The organism is Mesorhizobium sp. L-8-3 (assembly GCF_016756615.1).
In the GTDB taxonomy this organism is placed as follows: domain Bacteria; phylum Pseudomonadota; class Alphaproteobacteria; order Rhizobiales; family Rhizobiaceae.
Window position 1 is genome coordinate 1669399 of sequence record NZ_AP023262.1, and the last position, 19010, is coordinate 1688408.

At 65.6% G+C, this 19010-nt stretch carries 17 protein-coding genes; 12 read left to right on the forward strand and 5 right to left on the reverse strand.

What is annotated here, in order from left to right:
* The first annotated feature begins 180 nt into the window (after positions 1-180).
* Entirely contained in the window at positions 181-1056 is an 876-nt protein-coding gene (locus tag JN302_RS07800) for a dioxygenase family protein (protein WP_202311014.1), read from the forward strand.
* Between the two features lie 213 nt (positions 1057-1269).
* The gene (locus JN302_RS07805) at positions 1270-2157 is read left to right on the forward strand and encodes a LysR family transcriptional regulator (RefSeq protein ID WP_202311016.1); all 888 of its coding nucleotides are present in this window, start codon (positions 1270-1272) and stop codon (positions 2155-2157) included.
* A 15-nt stretch (positions 2158-2172) separates the two neighbouring features.
* Here JN302_RS07805 and JN302_RS07810 read toward each other — a convergent pair whose 3' ends face one another.
* The 4 genes from JN302_RS07810 to JN302_RS07825 form a co-directional block, all read right to left on the reverse strand.
* Positions 2173-3324 (reverse strand): muconate cycloisomerase family protein, encoded by a 1152-nt coding sequence (locus JN302_RS07810; RefSeq protein ID WP_202311018.1) that lies wholly within the window; start codon positions 3322-3324, stop codon positions 2173-2175.
* A 97-nt stretch (positions 3325-3421) separates the two neighbouring features.
* Entirely contained in the window at positions 3422-4366 is a 945-nt protein-coding gene (locus tag JN302_RS07815) for a LysR family transcriptional regulator (RefSeq protein WP_202332500.1), read from the reverse strand.
* A 16-nt stretch (positions 4367-4382) separates the two neighbouring features.
* On the reverse strand, positions 4383-4865 hold the full coding sequence (locus tag JN302_RS07820; protein WP_244743484.1) for a flavin reductase family protein: 483 nt from the start codon (positions 4863-4865) through the stop codon (positions 4383-4385).
* Positions 4866-4870: 5 nt separating this feature from the next.
* On the reverse strand, positions 4871-5476 hold the full coding sequence (locus JN302_RS07825; protein WP_202332501.1) for an FAD synthetase family protein: 606 nt from the start codon (positions 5474-5476) through the stop codon (positions 4871-4873).
* A 159-nt stretch (positions 5477-5635) separates the two neighbouring features.
* Between JN302_RS07825 and JN302_RS07830 the strand changes: the two genes are divergently transcribed.
* The 6 genes from JN302_RS07830 (at position 5636) to JN302_RS07855 (ending at position 13482) form a co-directional block, all read left to right on the forward strand.
* Positions 5636-7198: a 4-hydroxyphenylacetate 3-hydroxylase N-terminal domain-containing protein gene (locus JN302_RS07830; RefSeq protein WP_202332502.1), complete on the forward strand. Its 1563-nt coding sequence runs from the start codon at positions 5636-5638 to the stop codon at positions 7196-7198.
* A 128-nt stretch (positions 7199-7326) separates the two neighbouring features.
* A complete protein-coding gene (locus tag JN302_RS07835; RefSeq protein ID WP_202332503.1) occupies positions 7327-7869 on the forward strand; it encodes a MarR family winged helix-turn-helix transcriptional regulator in 543 nt (180 codons plus the stop codon).
* Between the two features lie 107 nt (positions 7870-7976).
* Entirely contained in the window at positions 7977-8477 is a 501-nt protein-coding gene (locus JN302_RS07840) for a PaaI family thioesterase (protein ID WP_202311028.1), read from the forward strand.
* A gap of 127 nt (positions 8478-8604) precedes the next feature.
* Complete coding sequence (locus JN302_RS07845) at positions 8605-9153, forward strand: TetR family transcriptional regulator (RefSeq protein ID WP_202332504.1); 549 nt, start codon at positions 8605-8607, stop codon at positions 9151-9153.
* A 21-nt stretch (positions 9154-9174) separates the two neighbouring features.
* A complete protein-coding gene (locus JN302_RS07850) occupies positions 9175-10257 on the forward strand; it encodes an efflux RND transporter periplasmic adaptor subunit (RefSeq protein ID WP_244846247.1) in 1083 nt (360 codons plus the stop codon).
* 84 nt (positions 10258-10341) lie between these two features.
* On the forward strand, positions 10342-13482 hold the full coding sequence (locus JN302_RS07855; protein ID WP_202332506.1) for an efflux RND transporter permease subunit: 3141 nt from the start codon (positions 10342-10344) through the stop codon (positions 13480-13482).
* Positions 13483-13579: 97 nt separating this feature from the next.
* On the opposite strand, the gene JN302_RS07860 is transcribed toward JN302_RS07855, so the two are convergent.
* A complete protein-coding gene (locus JN302_RS07860) occupies positions 13580-14545 on the reverse strand; it encodes a LysR family transcriptional regulator (protein WP_202311032.1) in 966 nt (321 codons plus the stop codon).
* Between the two features lie 241 nt (positions 14546-14786).
* Between JN302_RS07860 and JN302_RS07865 the strand changes: the two genes are divergently transcribed.
* The 4 genes from JN302_RS07865 (at position 14787) to JN302_RS07880 (ending at position 19009) form a co-directional block, all read left to right on the forward strand.
* A complete protein-coding gene (locus JN302_RS07865; protein WP_202332507.1) occupies positions 14787-15821 on the forward strand; it encodes an ABC transporter substrate-binding protein in 1035 nt (344 codons plus the stop codon).
* 135 nt (positions 15822-15956) lie between these two features.
* Positions 15957-16775, forward strand: coding sequence for an ABC transporter ATP-binding protein (locus JN302_RS07870; RefSeq protein ID WP_202332508.1), 819 nt, complete (start codon positions 15957-15959; stop codon positions 16773-16775).
* A gap of 1 nt (position 16776) precedes the next feature.
* Complete coding sequence (locus JN302_RS07875; protein WP_202332509.1) at positions 16777-17616, forward strand: ABC transporter permease; 840 nt, start codon at positions 16777-16779, stop codon at positions 17614-17616.
* A gap of 43 nt (positions 17617-17659) precedes the next feature.
* Positions 17660-19009: an FAD-dependent oxidoreductase gene (locus JN302_RS07880; protein ID WP_202311038.1), complete on the forward strand. Its 1350-nt coding sequence runs from the start codon at positions 17660-17662 to the stop codon at positions 19007-19009.
* Position 19010: the final 1 nt, after the last annotated feature.

The following is a 19010-nucleotide window of genomic DNA, read 5'->3' on the forward strand; positions in this document are numbered from 1 at the left end:
GACAGGGAGCCTCCCTTGGCAATGCCGGCCGGGGTATGCCCTCATACCGCCAGGAGAAAGGGCAAAGAGGGGTATCGAGCGATACCGGCCGGGGCATTGGCGAGGCCGCGCGGGGCGTGGATAGTCGGGACAGTTCAGGGAGCAGGGAAAGCTCCCGATGGCATACCCGGGAGGAAAGGCATGCGCAACGTAACCATCGAAAACGTCACCGACGCCGTGATCGGGTCGCTGGGCCGGCACGGCGAAATCTCGCCGCGCCAGCGCGAGATCATGGCATCTCTGCTCAGGCATCTGCACGGCTTCTGCCGTGATGTGAAGCTGCAGCACCACGAGTTCCTGCAGGCCTGCGACTTCCTGGCCCGTGCGGGCAAGGTCTGCGACGACAAGCGGCAGGAGTTCATCCTTCTGGGTGACATCCTCGGCGTCGAGGTGCTGGTCGACATGCTCTCCAACCCGATCGACGGCAGTGAGAGCGAGTCCACCGTGCTCGGGCCGTTCTATCGCGAAAATCCGCCGGTCCTGCCCAAGGGAGCGTCGACCGTACAAAAGCATTTCGACGACGAAGAAAGCGTTCTGGTCGAGGGCTATGTGCGCGACACTGATGGCAAGCCGCTGGCCGGCGTCACGCTCGACATCTGGGAGGACGCGCCGAACGGCCTTTACGAGAACCACGATCCCGACCAGCCCGAATACAATCTGCGTGGCCGCTTCGAGACGGACGAGGATGGCCATTTCGCGCTGGGCGCGGTGCGGCCGGTTCCCTATCCGATCCCGGACAACGAGACGGCGGGCGAACTGATCCGCTACATGGGCCACCATCCCAACCGACCGGGGCACCTTCACTTCATCCTCGCCAAGGACGGATACCGCACACTGGTCAGCCAGATATTCGACGCCGACAGCCCGTGGCTGGACGAGGACTCGGTGTTCGCGGTGAAGAACAGCCTTGTCGCCAGGTTCGAGCCCGGCCGGCCCGGCGACGATACCGATCTCCACGTCCGCTTCGACTTCACGCTGAAGCCGCAGGCGGAAGAGAAGATGCTCGCGGCCGAATAGACTTCATCTCCCAAGCAATGATGCCGCGCCCTCCGGGGCGCGGCTTTTTCGTGTGCGCCAGTCACGGCGCGCAGAGCCGCGACTGGCCGCCGTCCGGGCCGCTGTGTGGCTGGGGCGACGCCGCAAGGCCCCCTTACCCGATCGTTGCCTGTCATGAGCGCGGCGCTTGCCATATGGGTGGCCCTTCGTCAGCTTGGAGCCGGGAGGACGCCGATGAACCTGAAGCAGATCGAATATTTCATCGCCCTTGCCGAGGAGCTGCATTTCGGCCGCGCCGCCGAGCGGCTCGGCATGGCGCAGCCGCCGCTTTCACGCCAGATCCAGCAGATCGAGAGTGATCTCGGTGCCCAACTCATCAATCGCGGCCGCAATGCCATTTCGCTCACCCAGGCCGGCGAACGCTTCTATGAGCGCGCCTCGGCCCTGGTGGCGGAACTGAACGACATCAGGCTGGAGATCCGGCGCATCGGGCAGGGGGCCGAGGGGCGGCTGCGCATCGGTTTCGTAGGCTCCGCCACCTACGGCATGCTGCCGACCATCCTGAAGTCCTTCCGGGCTTCATACCCGGAGGTGAACCTGTCGCTGGCGCCGATGAACAATGCACAGCTCCAGCGCTCGCTGGTCCGGCGCGACATCGACATCGCCATTGCACGGCCGGCCTTGAACGACAGCGAGATCGTCACCCGTAAGCTTATGGAAGAGCCACTCGTGCTGGCAGCACCGGACGCGTTGATCACGACGCCCGGACCGGTGTCGCTGCCCGATCTCGGCCAGCCGGCCTACATCCTCTATCCCGAATATCCGCGCCCTTCATTTGCCGATATCGTCATTGCCGCCTGCGAGAGCGTGGGCGCGGACACGGCACGGCGGGTCTTCACCATGGATTTCCAGACGGCCATCGCGCTGGTGTCGGTGGGCGAAGGGGTTGCGCTGGTGCCCGCTTCGGTGGGCACTACCCAGCGCAACGGCGTGCGCTATCACGAGATCGCGGGGCTGACCGTGCGGACCGGAATTTCCGTCAATCACCGCGTCGACGAGCAGGGCATCCACGTCCACAATTTCGTGACGCTGGCGCAGAAAGTGGCGCGCAAGGTCGTCTGAGGAGGCGGCTCGGGATCAGGCGGTGCTGACCGCCATCCGCGAGCTGGAGCGGTCACGGCGATAGAACCTGATCTTGTCGGGATCGGGAGCAGTGCCGATGCCCGGTCCGTCGGGCACGGTAACGGAAAAGTCGCCATAGCACAGAGGTTCGGCGAGGATTTCCTCGGTGAGCAGCAGGGGGCCGAACAGTTCCGTCCCCCAGGCCAGTTCCGGCACCGTGGCGAAAAGCTGAACGGCAGCCGCCGTTCCAAGCCCGCTTTCCAGCATGGTGCCGCCATAGAGCCCGATGCCTGCGGCGCGTGCGATGGCGATGACCTCGGCGGCCGGCATCAGCCCGCCCGACTGGCAGACCTTGACGGCGAAGACGTCGGCGGCACGCTCAGCGGCTACGCGCATGGCGTCGGCGGGACCCTGGAGCACTTCGTCGGCCATGATGGCGATCTCGTAGCCGTGGGTGAGCGCGCGCAGACCGTCAAGGCGTTCGCGCGGCACCGGCTGCTCGACCAGCACGCAGCCGATCTCCTGCAAACCCTTCACCCCGTAGCGGGCCTCGGTCAGGCTCCACGCCTGGTTGACGTCGACGCGGATCGTGCCGCGGTCGCCGACCGCTCGGGCAATCGCCGCGACATGGGCGAGGTCGTCCTTCACCTTGCGCTTGCCGATCTTCAGCTTGAAATCGCGATGGCGGCGCTCGGAAAGCATACGCTCGGCCTCGGCGATGTCGGTCTCGCTGTTGCCGGAGGCGAGCGTCCATGCCACGGACAGCCGGTCGTGGATGCGGCCTCCGAAGAGTTGCGCGACCGGAACGCCGAGCCGGCGAGCGAGCCCGTCCCAGAGAGCGGTTTCCACCGCCGCGCGGGCCGCATGGTTGCCCTTGACCGCCCGCGCCATCAGCCCGAATGCGGCGGAGATGCGGTCGGCATCCTTTCCGAGCAGGACCGGGGCGATATAGGTGTCGATGGCGAGCTTGATGCTCTCCACACTTTCGGGACCGTAGGACAGGCCGCCGATGGAGGCGCCTTCGCCCCAGCTTTCCGATCCGTCGGAGAAACGGACATGCACCAGCACAACGGACTGGGTCATCATCGTCGTCATCGACAGCACGTGGCCGCGCACGGTCGGCACGTCGATGATGATGCTTTCGATCTGGTCGATGGTGGTGGTCACGTCACGCTCGTTTCTTCGATGCAGTCTCCGGTGGAGTTTTGAGGCGGAGCGGCCAATTGTCCAATACTCGGCAGGTCTGGCGCGATACCGCACTGCATCATGCCGCCACCTGTCCGTTGGCGACGCTGCGCGCGAAGCAGCGGGCGAAATCAAGGAACTTGAAAACCTGCGGGCTCTGGTTGTCGCTGCGGGCGCAGATCGACAGGCGGGTGCGGGCCTGTTCGTCGCTCAGATGGCAGAAGCTGACGCCTGGTCGGTGCGCGGCCTCGCAGCATGCCGGTACGATCGATATGCCTTCGCCCACCGCCACCAGGCTGATTGCGGTCTGGTAGTCCGGCGCCCACACGATTTCCGGCGGCTGAAAGCCGGCTCCGGCGCACAGGCTGAGCACCATGTCCGCGAAACAAGGGCGCGGCTTGCGCGGAAAGAGCACGAAAGGCCGATCCTTCAACGCCGCGAGGCGGATGGAGCAGCCAAGTTCCTTCGCCGCACCTTCATGCACCGCGGCAACAAGCGGCTCCTCGACGAAGAGCTGCTGGCGCAAGGTGGCGTCATCGAGGCTCGGCCGCACCAGCGCCACGTCGATAGCGCGGGTGATAAGTTGCTCGTGGGACTCGGCGTTGTTCATGGCGCTGAGCCTGAGGTCCACTTCCGGATAGGCGGAGCGGAAGCGCTTGATGAGCGTCGGGAACGGGCCGTGCGTGGCCGAGCCGACGAAGGACACGCGCAGCACGCCGGAACCACCCTTGCCGATCAGTCGCACATCGCGAACGGCGCGGTCGAGCTGCTCGGCGATATAGCTCGCCCGCGTCTTCAAAAGGTCGCCGGCTTGCGTGAGCGCGATCTGGCTGCGGCTGCGGTCGAAAAGCTGCACATCGAGGTCGCGTTCGAGTTGCGCGATCATGCGCGACAGCGGCGGCTGGGCGAGGCCCAGCCGGTCGGCGGCGCGGCCGAAATGCAGCTCGCGTGCAACGGCGAGAAAATAGCGCAGCCGCCTGATATCGAAGGGCTGCGCCGTGTTCGCGCCGTCTTCGGCGCTCATCGGACCCTCTCCATGATCATGCCACCTCCGGCAGGCTGGCGAAGCGCCCGCCATGAAAGACGAGCGGCCGCGCCTGCGGGTCGCGGCGCATGGAATGGACATGGCCGATGACGATGACATGGTCGCCGGCCGCCACTTCGCTGTGCACGTCGGCCACGAAGATCGAGGCGGCATCGCCGATAACCGGCAGGCCGGCGAGTTCGGCAAAGGGCGCGGGCCCATCGAGGCGGGGTCTGCCGGCAAAATGCCAGGCGATGTCCTCCATCCCTTCGCGCAGGACGCTGACGGCGAAGGCGCCTGCGGCGCGCAATCTTGGGAGCATTCTGGCCGTGCCGGCAATGGAGATGGCGATAAGCGGCGGGTCGAGCGAGATCGACATGAAGGCGTTGGCTGTCATGGCATGGTCGCCTTGCCCGCAACGCGTGGAGATGACGGTGACGCCGGTGCTGAAACCGCCGCAGGCGTTCCGGAATTCGCGAGCGTCGAGAACGGAGGCCATCGTGGTCACGTCAACACCTCCAGGTCGAGGGGAGAAAGGGGTTGGACGGCAGCTTCCTGCACAAGGGCAAAGGCACTGGGCAAAAGGCCGAGCAGGGCGCGCGCCGCACCGACCTGGCCGCTGGCACGCAGGCCGCGTATGCGGGTGGAGGATATGCGCTCGCCTTCAGGGCAGGTCACGCCGTCGGCGATGATTACCCGGAAATGCGCGGCAAGCAGCGCCAGATCGCCGCTGCGTCCGCGCCCGAAGCGGAAATCCTCGCCGACATGGACCTCTTGAACATCGAGTTCGGCCAGGTCGTCGAGGAAGGCTTCGGCCGGGCGGGCCGCATAGTCGGGGGTGAAGCTGGCCACATGCACCCGGTCGACACCGAGCGCATAGAGACGCGATACCCTCTCCGCAAGCGTGCAGATCGGCCGTCCGCGCCCGAACGCCACCTTGGGCAAGGGGTCGAAGGTCTGGACGAGAGCCGCCATGTCCTGCGAGTGCGCCCGGCGCAACATGGCGCCGATCACTGCCTGATGGCCGAGATGGACACCATCGAAAGCGCCGATGGCGATGCAGGCGCCCGCAGCGCGCCTTCGTGCGTTGAGCGATGGCGGTGTTCGCATCCGGACTCCTCCTTCCCGACGCCGGCGTATGGTCGCCGAATACGCTCAAGCTGGCGAAGGAAGCGGCACGCGGCAATGCCCGCGCAGGTAAGGCACGATACCTTATCGGAAGGACAAGATGATGGGACAGTTCCTGCCGATCCAGCACGGGAGGACACCTTGGACCAGATCAACCCTACAGCCGCCCCCACCATCGACGCCTATGCGGGCAACGAGTTCCTCGAAAGCATCCGCGACGGCCGCGAGATCTACATCTATGGCGAGCGCGTCAAGGACGTGACCACCCATCCCGCGTTCCGCAATTCGGCGCGAATGGTGGCGCGCTGGTACGACCGCTTCCATGACAACGCGGCCGAAATCGGCGTGCCCTGCGACAACGGATCGGGCAAGGTGACGCATCCGTTCTTCCTCGGCTCGCGCAGTTCAGACGATCTCGTAAAGGCGAAGCAGGCGATCATGGATCTGCAGCAGCCCGCCTTCGGGTGGATGGGCCGCTCGCCGGACTACAAGGCGAGCTTTCTCGGCACGCTGGGCGCCAATTCCGCCTTTTATGGCGAGTATGCCCAGAACGCCCGCAACTGGTACAACCGCACCCAGGAGCGGCTCGACTACTGGAACCATGCCATCGTCAACCCGCCGATCGACCGCGACCGCCCGATCGAGGAGGTCGCGGATGTCTACATGCATGTCGAGCGCGAGACGGACGCGGGCGTGGTCGTGTCGGGCGCCAAGGTCGTCGCCACCGGCTCGGCGCTGACCCACTACAATTTCATCGCCCACTACGGCATTCCAATCAAGGACAAGAAGTTCGCCTTGATCTTCACCGTCCCGATGGATGCCGAGGGCGTGAAGCTCATCGCCCGCCAGTCCTATGAGGCGCAGGCCGCGGTAATGGGCAGCCCGTTCGACTATCCGCTGTCGAGCCGGCTCGACGAGAACGATTCCATCCTTGTCTTCGACAAGGTGCTGGTTCCGTGGGAGAACATTTTCATCTACGGCGACACGGAAAAGGTGAACGCCTTCTTCCCGGCTTCCGGTTTCGTGCCGCGCTTCACGCTGCATGGCGTATCGCGTTTCGCGGTGAAGCTCGACTTCATCGCCGGCCTGTTCTCGATGGCCGTCGAAGCGACCGGCTCCTCCACATTCCGCGGCGTGCAGGCGGCAGTGGGCGAAGCGCTGGCATGGCGCAATACCTTCCACGGCCTTGCCGACGCCATGGTCAAGTCGCCGATCCCCTGGCAGGGCACGGATGGCTACAATTTGCCCAACATGAACTACGGCCTCGCCTATCGGGTACTCGCGCCGCTTGCCTATCCGAAGATCAAGGAACTGATCGAGCAGAACGTCGCTTCCGGTCTCATCTACCTGCCATCCTCGGTGGCGGATTTCGAAAGCCCGGCGATCCGCCCCTATCTCGACCGCTTCGTGCGCGGCTCCAATGGCTATGCGGCAATCGATCGGGTTAAGCTGCTGAAGCTTCTGTGGGACGCCATCGGCTCGGAATTCGGCGCGCGCCACGAACTCTACGAGCGCAATTATGCCGGCAATCAGGACAACCTGCGCATCGAGACGCTGCTGGCCGCGCAGGCGACGGGCGAACTGGAAATGCTCCAGGACATGGCGCGGCGCTGCATGGCAGAATACGACCTCTCCGGCTGGGTAGCCAAGGATCTCGTCAATCCGGGCGATGTCTCGGCCCTGCGCAGGCTGGCCACGATGTGAGCGGCTGCCCGCCGCCGGGACCCGGCGGCGGGCATTCTCCCAAGCAGAATTTCGTTGGCAAGCCAACGAATCGCCTGCTTGGATTCTTCTTTTGCCGCAGGTTCTCGCCGCAAAACCGCGGAACACTTTTGCCGAATCTGCTCAGGTTGCAAGTGAGTGACATCATCAGCTTGTCAGGCGAAGCGTTTTGTTGTACATACACAGTCATGGACGGCACACCGCTACATGAACTGACGCTGATCGGGGCGGCCTGCCTCGGGCGTGCGGCGCGCCGGACGGCCAATCTGGTGACGCGCGCGTACAACCAGCATCTGGCGTCGCTCGGCATCGAGGTCACGCAGTTCACCATCCTGTGCACCATCGCGCTCGCCAAGGCGAAGTCGGCTTCGGAACTGGCCGAGATGGTGGGCGTCGAACGCTCGACGCTGGCGCGCAATCTCGACAGGCTTGTCGCCGCCGACCTCGTCGCCGCCGAAAAAGGCGACGGCCGGCGCGTTACGCATCGGCTGACGGACAAGGGCCTGGACATGGTGGCGGCGGCGCTGCCCTTGTGGCGCGACGCGCAGAACGATCTCCTGGCGCGACTGCCCGCCGACAAGGACGACGATATCCGCGAGGATTTCAAACTGCTGCGCCGCGCCGCGCGGGGCGTCCTGGCGCCAGCCTCCTGAACAGCCATGCGCAACCAAGCCAAGGCTCCGCTCCGTTTATTTATGTGTATATACAACGCTGGTCGCGCGGCCGGCGTCACCCGTCGCAACCCTCCGGAGCTCTCGTCATGACCCTCGCCGAACGCAAACTCGTCGCTCGACCGCTGCCGCGCGAAGGCATAGCGGGCCTTACGGGAAAGGAGACCCTCGCCAGGGTGATGCGGGGCGAATTGCCGGCTCCGCCCTTCGCGCCGACCACGCTGATCGATCTCGCCGAGGTGGACGAAGGGCGCGTGGTCTTCACCGGCCGGCCGGACTTCGCCTTCCTCAACCCGATGGGCACGGTGCATGGCGGCTGGATTGCCACGATCCTGGACAGCGCCATGGGCTGCGCGGTCCATTCGACGCTGAGACCGGGCCAGCTCTATACGACGACGTCAATGACCATCAACTATGTGCGGGCGCTCGCGGCCGATGCCGGCGAGGTGCGCTGCGAGGCCGTGGCGGTCCATTCGGGATCGAGGATGGCGAGCAGCGAGGGCCGGCTCGTCGATTCCAGGGGACGCCTGATCGCCCATGGCAGCGAGACCTGCATGATCCTGGATGCCGGAACGAACACGGTGACGTGATCGAGGGGATGTTGCGCTGCGATGCTGATGAGTGATAAAAAACGAAAATCGTCAATCGTCAGAGCGCGCGGTCGTTCGCATGAACATCAGGGCACGAGTCTCTCCGGAGGAAACCCGTCTTCGCATCATGGAGACCGCCGAAGAGCATTTCCGCCGCGTCGGCTATGCCAAGACGGCGGTGGCGGACATCGCGGCCGCGCTCGCCATGTCGCCGGCCAATGTCTACCGGTTCTTTCCATCGAAAAGCGCGATCAGGGACGCGATCTGCCACAAGCTCCTCGGGCAGGAGCATGCGATGATCGAGGAGATCATCGCCTCGCCGGAGCCGGCGGCAATCCGGCTCGAGCGGATCATTCTCGGCATCAACCGCTACAACAGGGCGCAGTTCGTGCGCGAGAAGCGTCTGCACGACATGGTCGAAGTCGCAATGGCAGAGAACTGGGAAGCCATCCAGGCCCATTGCGACAAGATCAAAGGCTACTACGCTGCGGTGATCGCCGAGGGTATCGCCAGCGGTGAGTTTGCCGCGCTCGATCCGGTCACGACCGCCGAGTCCGTCTTCATGCTCTGCGCGAGCCTTTGCCATCCGACGCTCGTGGCCCAGAACAACCACGAGAACGCCGAGAACGAGGCCCGTCGCACGGTCTCGCTCATCCTTCGTTCCCTGCGTCCCTGATCCCGCTTCGAGGATATGGTCATGCGTTTCGCACCCGCTCTCCTGCCGATGATGGCCCTGGCGCTGGCCGCCTGCACCGAGGGCAAGTCCGAGGTCAAGGACGAGCCGCCGACGCGGCCGGTCCTGGCGCGGCAGATCCACTACGAGACCGCTGTGCGTGAGCGCAGCTTCGTTGCCACCGTGCGTCCGCGCATCGAGAGCGATCTTGCCTTCCGGGTCACCGGGAAGGTGGCCCGCCGACTGGTCGAGGTCGGCGAAACGGTGAAAGCCGATCAGGTGCTCGCCATGCTCGACGAGAGCGATCTTCAACTCCAGCTCGATCAGGCCGAAGCCGAGCTGCGGGCCGCAAGAGGCAGCCAGGCGCAGGCCCGGGCCGATCTCAGGCGCGGCGAGGTGTTGCGAAAGGACGGCTGGTCCACCGATGCCAATCTCGAAAAGCAGCGCGCGGCGGCCGACGAGGCCGATGCGCGGGTCCTGCGGGCCGAACGCGCCGTGTCGCTGGCCGGCAATGCACTCGCCTATGCCAGCCTGCGCGCCGACGCCGACGGTGTCGTGACCGCAACGGCCGTGGAGCCGGGCCAGGTGGTCGCCGCCGGCCAAACGGCGGTCCGCGTGGCGCGGCTGGAGGAGAAGGAAGCCGTCGTCGCCGTTCCCGAGGCGCTCGTCGGCCGGCTCCCCAAGGGCGAAGTGAAGGTAAGCCTGTGGTCGCAGCCGGACCGTTTCTACGCCGCGCGGCTGCGTGAACTTTCGCCGGGAGCCGATCCTGCCACGCGTACCTATCAGGCGCGCTTCACTATCCTGCGCGCCGGGGACGATGTCCGTTTCGGCATGACCGCCACCGTCATCCTCAGCGACCCGGCAGCCGGTCAGGTCGCACGCGTGCCGCTTTCGGCCGTCCTCGACGAAGGCAAGGGGCCGGCGCTGTTCGTCGTCGACAGGCAGACCGGCGAGCTCGCGCAAAAGCCCGTCGAGGTGGCCGGCTACGAGGCGCGCGACGTTCTGGTGAAGGGCGGCGTGGCCGAAGGCGAATGGGTCGTGGCCCTCGGCACGCAGAAGCTCGACACCGCGCAGAAGGTGCGGGTTGTCGACAGCCTGCAATTCTGATCCGGCGAAACCGACCGCAATACGACACTCCCGAGCCGCCGCGAACAGGCGGCGCGGGAAGTACGAGATCGTGAGGATCCCGCGATGAGCCGTTTCAATCTCTCCGCCTGGGCCGTCCGGCACCCGCCGCTCGTCCTGTTCATGATCCTGATCCTGGCGGCCGCCGGCATCTTCGCCTATCTGAAGCTCGGCCGCGCCGAGGATCCGGACTTCACGATCAAGGTCGCCGTCGTCACGACGATCTGGCCGGGCGCCACCGCGCAGGAAATGCAGGACCAGGTCGCGGATCCGATCGAGAAGAAACTGCAGGAACTGCCTTATTTCAACAAGGTCACGACCTATTCGAAGCCGTCCTTCACGGCGATGCAGGTCGAATTCAGGGATTCCACGCCGCCCCGCGAGGTGCCGGAACTGTTCTACCAGCTGCGCAAGAAGCTGGACGACATCCGTGCGGACCTGCCTCAGGGTCTGATAGGCCCCAATGTCAACGACGAATATGGCGACGTCGATTCCATCCTCTACATGCTGACGGCCGACGGCGCCGACTTCGCGCAGCTGAAGCGCGTGGCCGAGACCATGCGGCAGCGGCTGCTCAAGGTGGACAATGTCGCCAAGGTCAACCTCTACGGCGTGCAGGACGAGAAGATCTTCGTCGAATTCAGCCACGCCAAGCTGGCGACGCTCGGGATTTCGCCGCAGGCGATCTTCGATTCCCTTGCCAGGCAGAATTCCGTGACCCCGGCCGGCACGGTCGAGACGAACGCGCAGCGTGTGCCCCTGCGCGTCACCGGGGCCGTCGACAGCGTCAAGGCGGTGGCAGATACGCCCGTCGAATCGGGGGGCTCGAGCTTCCGCCTTGGCGACATCGCCACCGTGACGCGCGGTTTCGAGGACCCGCCGACCTACCTCGTGCATCAACGCGGCAAGCCGGCGCTGGGCATCGGCATCGTCATGGCAGGCGGCGCCAATATCCTGAAACTCGGCGAAGATGTGGAAGCCGCGGTGAAACGGATCGAGGCGGCCCTGCCGCAGGGCATCGATCTCGAGCAGATCGCCGACCAGCCGCATGTCGTCGACCATGCCATCGACGAATTCACCAAGTCCTTCGCCGAAGCTTTGGGCATCGTGCTGCTGGTGAGTTTCATCTCGCTCGGCTGGCGCACCGGCATCGTCGTGGCGCTGTCGGTCCCGCTGGTGCTCGCAATTACCTTCATCGTGATGAGCATCATCGATCTCGACCTGCACCGGATCTCGCTCGGTGCGCTCATCATCGCGCTCGGCCTGCTCGTCGACGACGCCATCATCGCGGTGGAGATGATGGTCGTGAAAATGGAGCAGGGCTGGGACCGCATGCGGGCCGCCTCCTTCGCCTGGACCTCGACCGCCTTCCCGATGCTGACCGGCACGCTGGTGACGGCGGCCGGCTTCCTGCCGGTCGGCTTCGCCAATTCCGCCGTCGGCGAATATGCCGGCGGCATCTTCTGGGTCGTCGGGATCGCGTTGATCGCCAGCTGGTTCGTGGCGGTGGTGTTCACGCCCTATCTCGGCGTGAAGCTTCTGCCTGATTTCGCCAGGACCGCCGCGGCGCATCACGATCCGCACGAGATCTACGAGACGCGGTCCTACAATGCCTTGCGCCGGCTGATCGACTGGTGCGTTCGCCATCGCGTCATCGTGGTCCTGGCCACGGTCGCCGTCTTCGTCAGCGCCGTGGTCGGCTTCGGCCGGGTGCCGCAGCAGTTCTTTCCGCTTTCCGAACGGCCCGAATTGTTCTTCCAGATGCGCCTGCCCGAAGGGACTTCGATCGGTGCGACCACCGAGACCGCGCGCAAGGCGGAGGCGATGGTCGATGGCGACAAGGACGTGACCACCTACACCACCTATATCGGCCAGGGTTCGCCGCGCTTCTGGCTCGGCCTCAACCCGCAACTGCCGAACGAGGCCTTCGCCGAAATCGTTATCGTCTCGCAGGATGTGGAGGCACGCGAGCGCATCAAGGCACGGCTGGAGAAGGAACTGGCTGAAGGCGCCCTGCCGGAAGCACGCGTGCGTGTCGACCGCTTCAATTTCGGACCGCCGGTCGGTTTCCCCGTCCAGTTCCGCGTGGTCGGACCGGACGCGATGGAGGTCCGCCGCATCGCCTATGACGTGCGCGAGATCATGCGCGCCAACAAGAACGCCATCGACCCGCATCTCGACTGGAACGAGCGCATGGCGTCGATCCGTCTCGATATCGACCAGGACCGCGCCCGCGCGCTCGGCCTAACGCCGCAGGACGTCGCCCAGACGCTGCAGACCCTGATCTCGGGCTACGGCGTCACCAATGTCCGCGACGGAACCGAGAAGGTCGAAGTCGTGGCGCGCGCCGTTCCCGGCGAACGCCTCGAACTCGGCCAGATCGGCGACCTCACCATCCTGTCGCCGAACGGCAACGCGGTGCCCTTGTCCCAGGTTGCGCGCATCGTGCCGGATGCCGAGGAATCGATCCTGTGGAGGCGCAACCGCGACATGTCGATCACTGTGCGCGCCGACGTCGTCGACGGGGTGCAGCCGCCCGATGTCACCAACCAGATCTGGCCACGGCTGGAGGAACTGCGCGACGGGCTCGAGCCGGGATATCGCCTCGAGGTCGGCGGCGCGATCGAGGAGTCGGAGAAGGGCAACAGCTCCATTTTCGCCGTCTTCCCGCTGATGCTGGTCGCGATGCTGACGATCCTGATGATCCAGCTTCAGAGCTTCTCGCGGCTGGTCCTGGTGCTGCTCACCGCTCCGCTGGGACTGATCGGCGCCTCGCTCGCCTTGAACATGTCAGGCATGCCGTTCGGCTTCGTCGCCCTTCTCGGCCTGATCGCGCTGGCCGGAATGATCATGCGCAACGCGGTGATCCTGGTCGATCAGATCGAGGCGGATGTGCGCGACGGGGGCCACAGGCTGCGCGACGCCATCGTCGAGGCGACCGTCCGGAGGGCGCGGCCCGTCATCCTGACCGCGCTCGCCGCGATACTGGCCATGATCCCGTTGACCCGAAGTGCCTTCTGGGGGCCGATGGCCTACACCATCATGGGCGGATTGTTCGTCGCGACCTTCCTGACGCTCCTGTCCCTGCCGGCGCTTTACGCCTTGTGGTTCCGGGGCCGCATCAAGGCCGAGGAGCAGGTGCCCGCGAATGAGCCGGTGGAGCCGATCGAGGCGGAACGAGCGCCGCTGGCGCTGGCCGCCGAGTGAGCATCACGCTTGCTGGCGGCCGGGCATTTCCGTCACAAGTCGAAGGTCTTGTCCGGATGAAGCGACTCCTCGAACCGCTTGCTGATCCGGATATGCTCTAACGCGAAGCCGTCCAGGCCTTGATGTCCTCCTCAAGACTTGCGAATTCCTGGATCAGGCTCGCGCTCAGCGCCCGCACCGGCGGGGCGGACTGGCGGTCGCGATGGATGAGCACGCCGATCTCGCTCAGCGAGAGATCGGGCTCGGTGAGCGGCACATGGACGAGTTCGCCCGCCTTCAGCTCGTTGATGAAGCCGGCCGGCGTGAAGAAGCCGATGCCGAGGCCGGCGCGCATCATCTCCTTCGTCATCGGCAGGGAGTTGGTCAGCGCGGTCGCCTTGAACTGAGCGCCGCTGTGGGTGAACTCGGCCTCGGCGGCCGCGTTCAGGATCCAGGGGTCGCTGAGCATGATGACCGGATGGGCGGCGCATTCCGTCAGGCTGAGTTCCTTCCGGCTCGCCAAGGGATGATCGGGGCGCATGATGGCGCCGAGCCGCATCTTGATGCGCGCGACGACATTGTAGCCGCGATAGCGGCGGTCGATGAACAGGATCGCGATGTCGGGGCGGCGTGCCCGCATCTCCTCGGCATGTTCCTGCGGCGTGGCGTCGATGATGCGGTAGGTGATGTTCGGATGCCGCTGCGACGTCGCGACGATGGCGTTCGGCAGGATGCGCACGATCGGCGCCGGAATGGATACGATCCGCACCTCGCCATGGACGTTTCCTGACAGGGTCGCGATCTCTCCGCAGACATTCTGCCAGCCGGCCAGCGTCTCGCGGGCGTGGCGGATGAGATAGTCGCCCGCTGCCGTCGGACGAACGCCGTTGCCGACGCGCTCGAAGAGCGGCGTCCCCAGTTCGGCCTCCAGCTTCAGGATCTGCCGGTTCACGGCCGATGAAGCAACATTGAGCACGCTCGCGGCGCGCCGGATCGAGCCGAGCCTGGCGACCTGATCGATGTAGCGCAGCACCGCGGCGTGCATGTCATCCCCCTGTTCTCCAACCAGGTGAAGCGTGGCCACGGCCACGCTTCACCTGTTGGCTTTTTTCTGTCGCAGGCTCTTGTCGGAAAACCGTGGGACAGTTTTCCGAAGCCTGCTCGGGTGATGCCGATTTGGCATCGGCTATGTCGAAACTCTATGCTTCTCGACAGCACCCAAGCAAACGTAAACTCGCCTCCGGTTTCGAAAGATTGGCCGAAGACGCCCGCGAGACCGATGGGATTCCAGGAACGGTCTCACACTCGAACAGGGGAACAGGGACATGACCAATTTCATCATGACACGGCGCAGCCTGCTCAGGAGCGGCGCAGCCGCGGCGAGTGCCTTGGCGCTGCCGGCGATCGTGTCGAGCCGGGGGCTCGCCGCATCGGGCACGCGCGCCGTCAACATGCAGCTTGGCTGGCTTGCCGGCGGCAATCAGCTCGGCGAGGTCGTCGCCAGGCATCTGGGCTATTTCGAGGAAGAGAAGATCGATTTCGCCATCCAGCCCGGCGGACCGAATATCGACGGCGTCGCCATCGTCGCTTCGGGCCGCTACGAGATCGGCCAGGTGTCGTCGAGCCCGTCGCTGATGCTCGCCGCCTCCCAGGGCATTCCGGTGAAATCCTTCGCCGTCAGCGTGCAGGAGCACCCTTACGCATTCTTCTCGCTGGCATCGAAGCCGATCAGCGCGCCGAAAGACATGATCGGCAAGAAGATCGGCATCCAGGCGACGGGCAAGGTGCTGCTGTCGGCGCTTTTGAAGAAGCACGACATTCCCGAGGGCGACGTCGAGGTGGTCGTCATCGGCGCCGACATGACGCCGCTGGTCTCGGGCCAGGTCGACGCGGTCACCGGCTGGCTCACCAACACGACGGCGCTCGCCGCGCTCGGCGACGACAAGGTGGTCATGAAGCTCTGGGACAACGGCGTGCAGCTCTACGCCAACCCCTATTATGCGACCACGGCCATGATCGAGGAAGAGCCGGAGATGCTGGCGGGCTTCCTGCGCGCAGCGGCCAAGGGCTGGCAATATGCCCATGACAACCGCGAGGCGGCGGTCGACCTCCTGCTCAAGGACTACCCGAATCTCGTCAAGGCCGACGAGGTCAAGGCGGTGGATGTGCTGCTTGCCCATATGTTCACCGCGGCCACCGCGAAGAATGGCTGGGGCACCTTCGATCCCGCGGTCTGGGAAGCGCAGATCAGCCTCTACGACGAGCTGAAGCAATTCTCCGCCGGGGCGCCGAAGCTGGACGACGTGATCACGACGTCTATCCTCGACGCCACCGCCGACGCCCGCCCGAAGATCGGCTGAGCGACATCGGCCGTCCTGCGACGGCGGCCGTCGGAGGCCGCCGAAACGCAAGCCGGAGCCGTTCCGTCACGATAGGCTGCGCCCCGCCGGACCCGTCCGTGGCGGGCCGTGACGTCCAATGGGAGAACTTTCGACATGGCTGTTGCCGCAATCGACCATCAAAGGCGTGTCGAGCGCCTGCCCGAGCCGGAGGAACTCGCAGTGGAGCTGGAGCGGGTCTCGGTCCGCTTCACCACCGACCGCGGCACGATCACCGCGCTGGAAGGCATCGACCTGACCGTGCCCAAGGGCGGCTTCCTGACGCTGCTCGGACCGTCGGGCTGCGGCAAGTCCACCTTGCTGCGGGTCGTGGCCGACATCATCCAGCCGACCAGCGGCAGCGCCCGGGTGTTCGGCGGCCGCCCGGCCGAGGCGCGCTCCCGGCGCGACATCGGCTTCGTCTTCCAGGATGCCGCGCTGCTGCCCTGGCGGACCGTCATCGACAACGTCACCCTGCCGCTCGAAGTGGGCGGGGGAGCCCCGGCCGGACGCGGTCGCGATCCGCATGAGCTGCTCGATCTCGTCGGCCTCGCCGGGTGGGAGAACGCCTTCCCGCACGAGCTGTCGGGCGGCATGCGCCAGCGCGTGTCGATCGCCAGGGCGCTGGTGTCCGGCCCGCGGCTCCTGTTCATGGACGAGCCTTTCGGCGCGCTCGACGAGATCACCCGCGACCGGCTGAACGAGGAGCTGCTGGCAGTGTGGGAACGCACCGGCACCACCATCCTGTTCGTCACCCATTCGATTTACGAGGCCGCCTTCCTCGGCCAGGAGGTGCTGCTGCTTGCGGCGCGGCCCGGACGGATGCGCGAACGCGTGCCCGTCGACCTGCCGATGCCGCGCAAGATCGCCATGCGCGAAACCCCCGAATTCGTCGCCCTCGTCTCACATCTGAGACGCGTCCTGGAGACCTGCTGACATGTCCGTTTCCACCGCCGAAAGCTCGAACGGCGCCTTCACCGAGGACGGCCACGCCCAAGCGATCTACCTCGCAGCGAAACGCCGCCTCCTGTGGCGCCGCAGGCTGCTTCCCGTCGCCGCCTTCCTGTCCCTCGTGGTCTTGTGGGAGATCGCGGTCCTGATCTTCGACATAAAACCCTTCATCGCGCCTGCGCCCAGCGCCATCTTCGCCGTGCTGGTGAGCAAGTTCCCGATGCTGCTGTCCAATCTCATGCCGACCGCCATCGAGGCGGTCGCCGGTTTCGTGATCGGCAATCTCGCGGCCATCTCGATCGCCACCGCCTTCGCCTACAAGGAAACGCTGGAGGAAGCCTTCTTCCCGATCGCGGTGATGATCAACACCATCCCCGTCGTCGCGAAGGCGCCGATCCTGGTGCTGCTGCTCGGCAACGGCATGGAGCCGAAGATCGCGATCGCGGCGCTCATCTGCTTCTTCCCCACTCTGGTCAACATGACCCGAGGCTTGCGCGACGTGAACAAGCAGCAGCTCGAACTGATGCATGTCCTGTCCGCGTCGCCGCGCGAAGTGTTCCTCAAGGTGCGGATGAAGAATGCGTTGCCCTACCTGTTCTCTGCGCTGAAGATCGCCGCCTCGACGGCCGTGATCGGCGCCATCGTCGGCGAGTGGATCGGCTCGACGGTGGGCATCGGCGCGCTGATCATCCAGGCGACCTACAATTTCGACTCGCCTCTGCTCTACGCCACCATCGTCGTCGGCTCCGTCTTCTCGGCGAGCTTCTTCGCCGTCATCTCCTGGGCCGAGCGTCATTTCCTCAAATGGAACGTCGGCACGCGCTGAGCGCAGCCCCACACCGCCAAATCAGATTTCAGGGAGACCCCACATGTCCGTTCAAACGATCGACGAAGCCGGCGGCAAGGTGCCGGTGGTGGCCGAATCCGACCTCGTCGTGGTCGGCGGCGGGCCGGCCGGCATCGCCGCCGCCGTGGCCGGCGCCCGCAACGGCCTTTCCGTGACGCTGCTCGAGCGCTACGCCTATCTCGGCGGGCTGGCCTCGGGCGGCATGGTGCTGGTGCTCGACGATATGTGCAACGGCAACGAGGTTTCCGTGCGGGGCCTCTGCTCGGAGCTGATCGATCGCATGACGACGATGGGCCTGTGCGTGACGCCGCCGGAGGCCGACTGGATCGCCGACGAGGCGAAGTTCCGGCAATGGGCGCGCTGGGGCGTCTACAACTTCCATTCGCATCAGAAGCCGCAGCCGATCTGCTACGCATCGGCCTTCGACCCCGACGGCTTCAAGCGGGCCTCCAACGACATGGTCGCCGAGGCCGGCGTCAATCTGCGCCTGCACAGCTGGTTCTCGCGGGCGATCGTCGAGGACGGCGTCGTCAAGGGCGTGGTCTGCGAGACGAAGGCCGGCCGCCAGGCCGTGCTCGGCAAGGTCGTGGTTGATGCGACGGGGGACCTCGATGTTGCGGCCTCGGCCGGCGCGCCCTACAGCAAGGGGTCCTTCATCGTCACCACCGTGTTCCGCCTGGGCGGCATAGACACGGAAGAGGCCGAGCGCTTCGAATATGAGGAGCCGGAGGCCTTCGCCGCTGTCGACCGCGAAGCCAAGCGCATCATGGGCGGATCGTGGGAGCGTTGGTGGCTGAAGACGCCGCTTCCCGGCGTGGTGTGGTGCAACTGCCCTCATATGGCCGGGTTCGACGGCACCTCGGTCGAGGACCTGACACGCGCGGATGCCCACGGGCGCGAACGGATCGCCGCACTGGTCGACTATGCGCGCGCCAGAGTGCCCGGTTTCGCCAACGCTTTCGTCATCGACGTCGCGCCGCAACTCGGCATCCGCACCTCTCGCCTGCTCGAAGGCGTCCATGTCATGAGCAAGGAGGACGTCGCGTCGCGCCGTCATTTCGCCGACAGCGTGGCGCGCGGCCGGGACTATTATTATCCCTATCGCTCGCTGCTGCCCAGGAATGTCGGGCAGCTCTTGGTCGCCGGCCGGCACTATTCCTCGACCGCCGCCGCGCAGCGCATCTCGCGCGAGATTCCGCCCTGCATGGCGATGGGCGAGGCGGTCGGCGTCGCCGCGGCGGTCTCCCTCTCCCAGGGGGTGACGGTCGACAAGGTCGACATAGCGAAGGTACAGCACCTGCTGCGCGAGCAGGGCGCCGATCCCGGCGACCGACCGGCGTCCAACGCATCCTTCTCGATCGCCGCAGAATGAC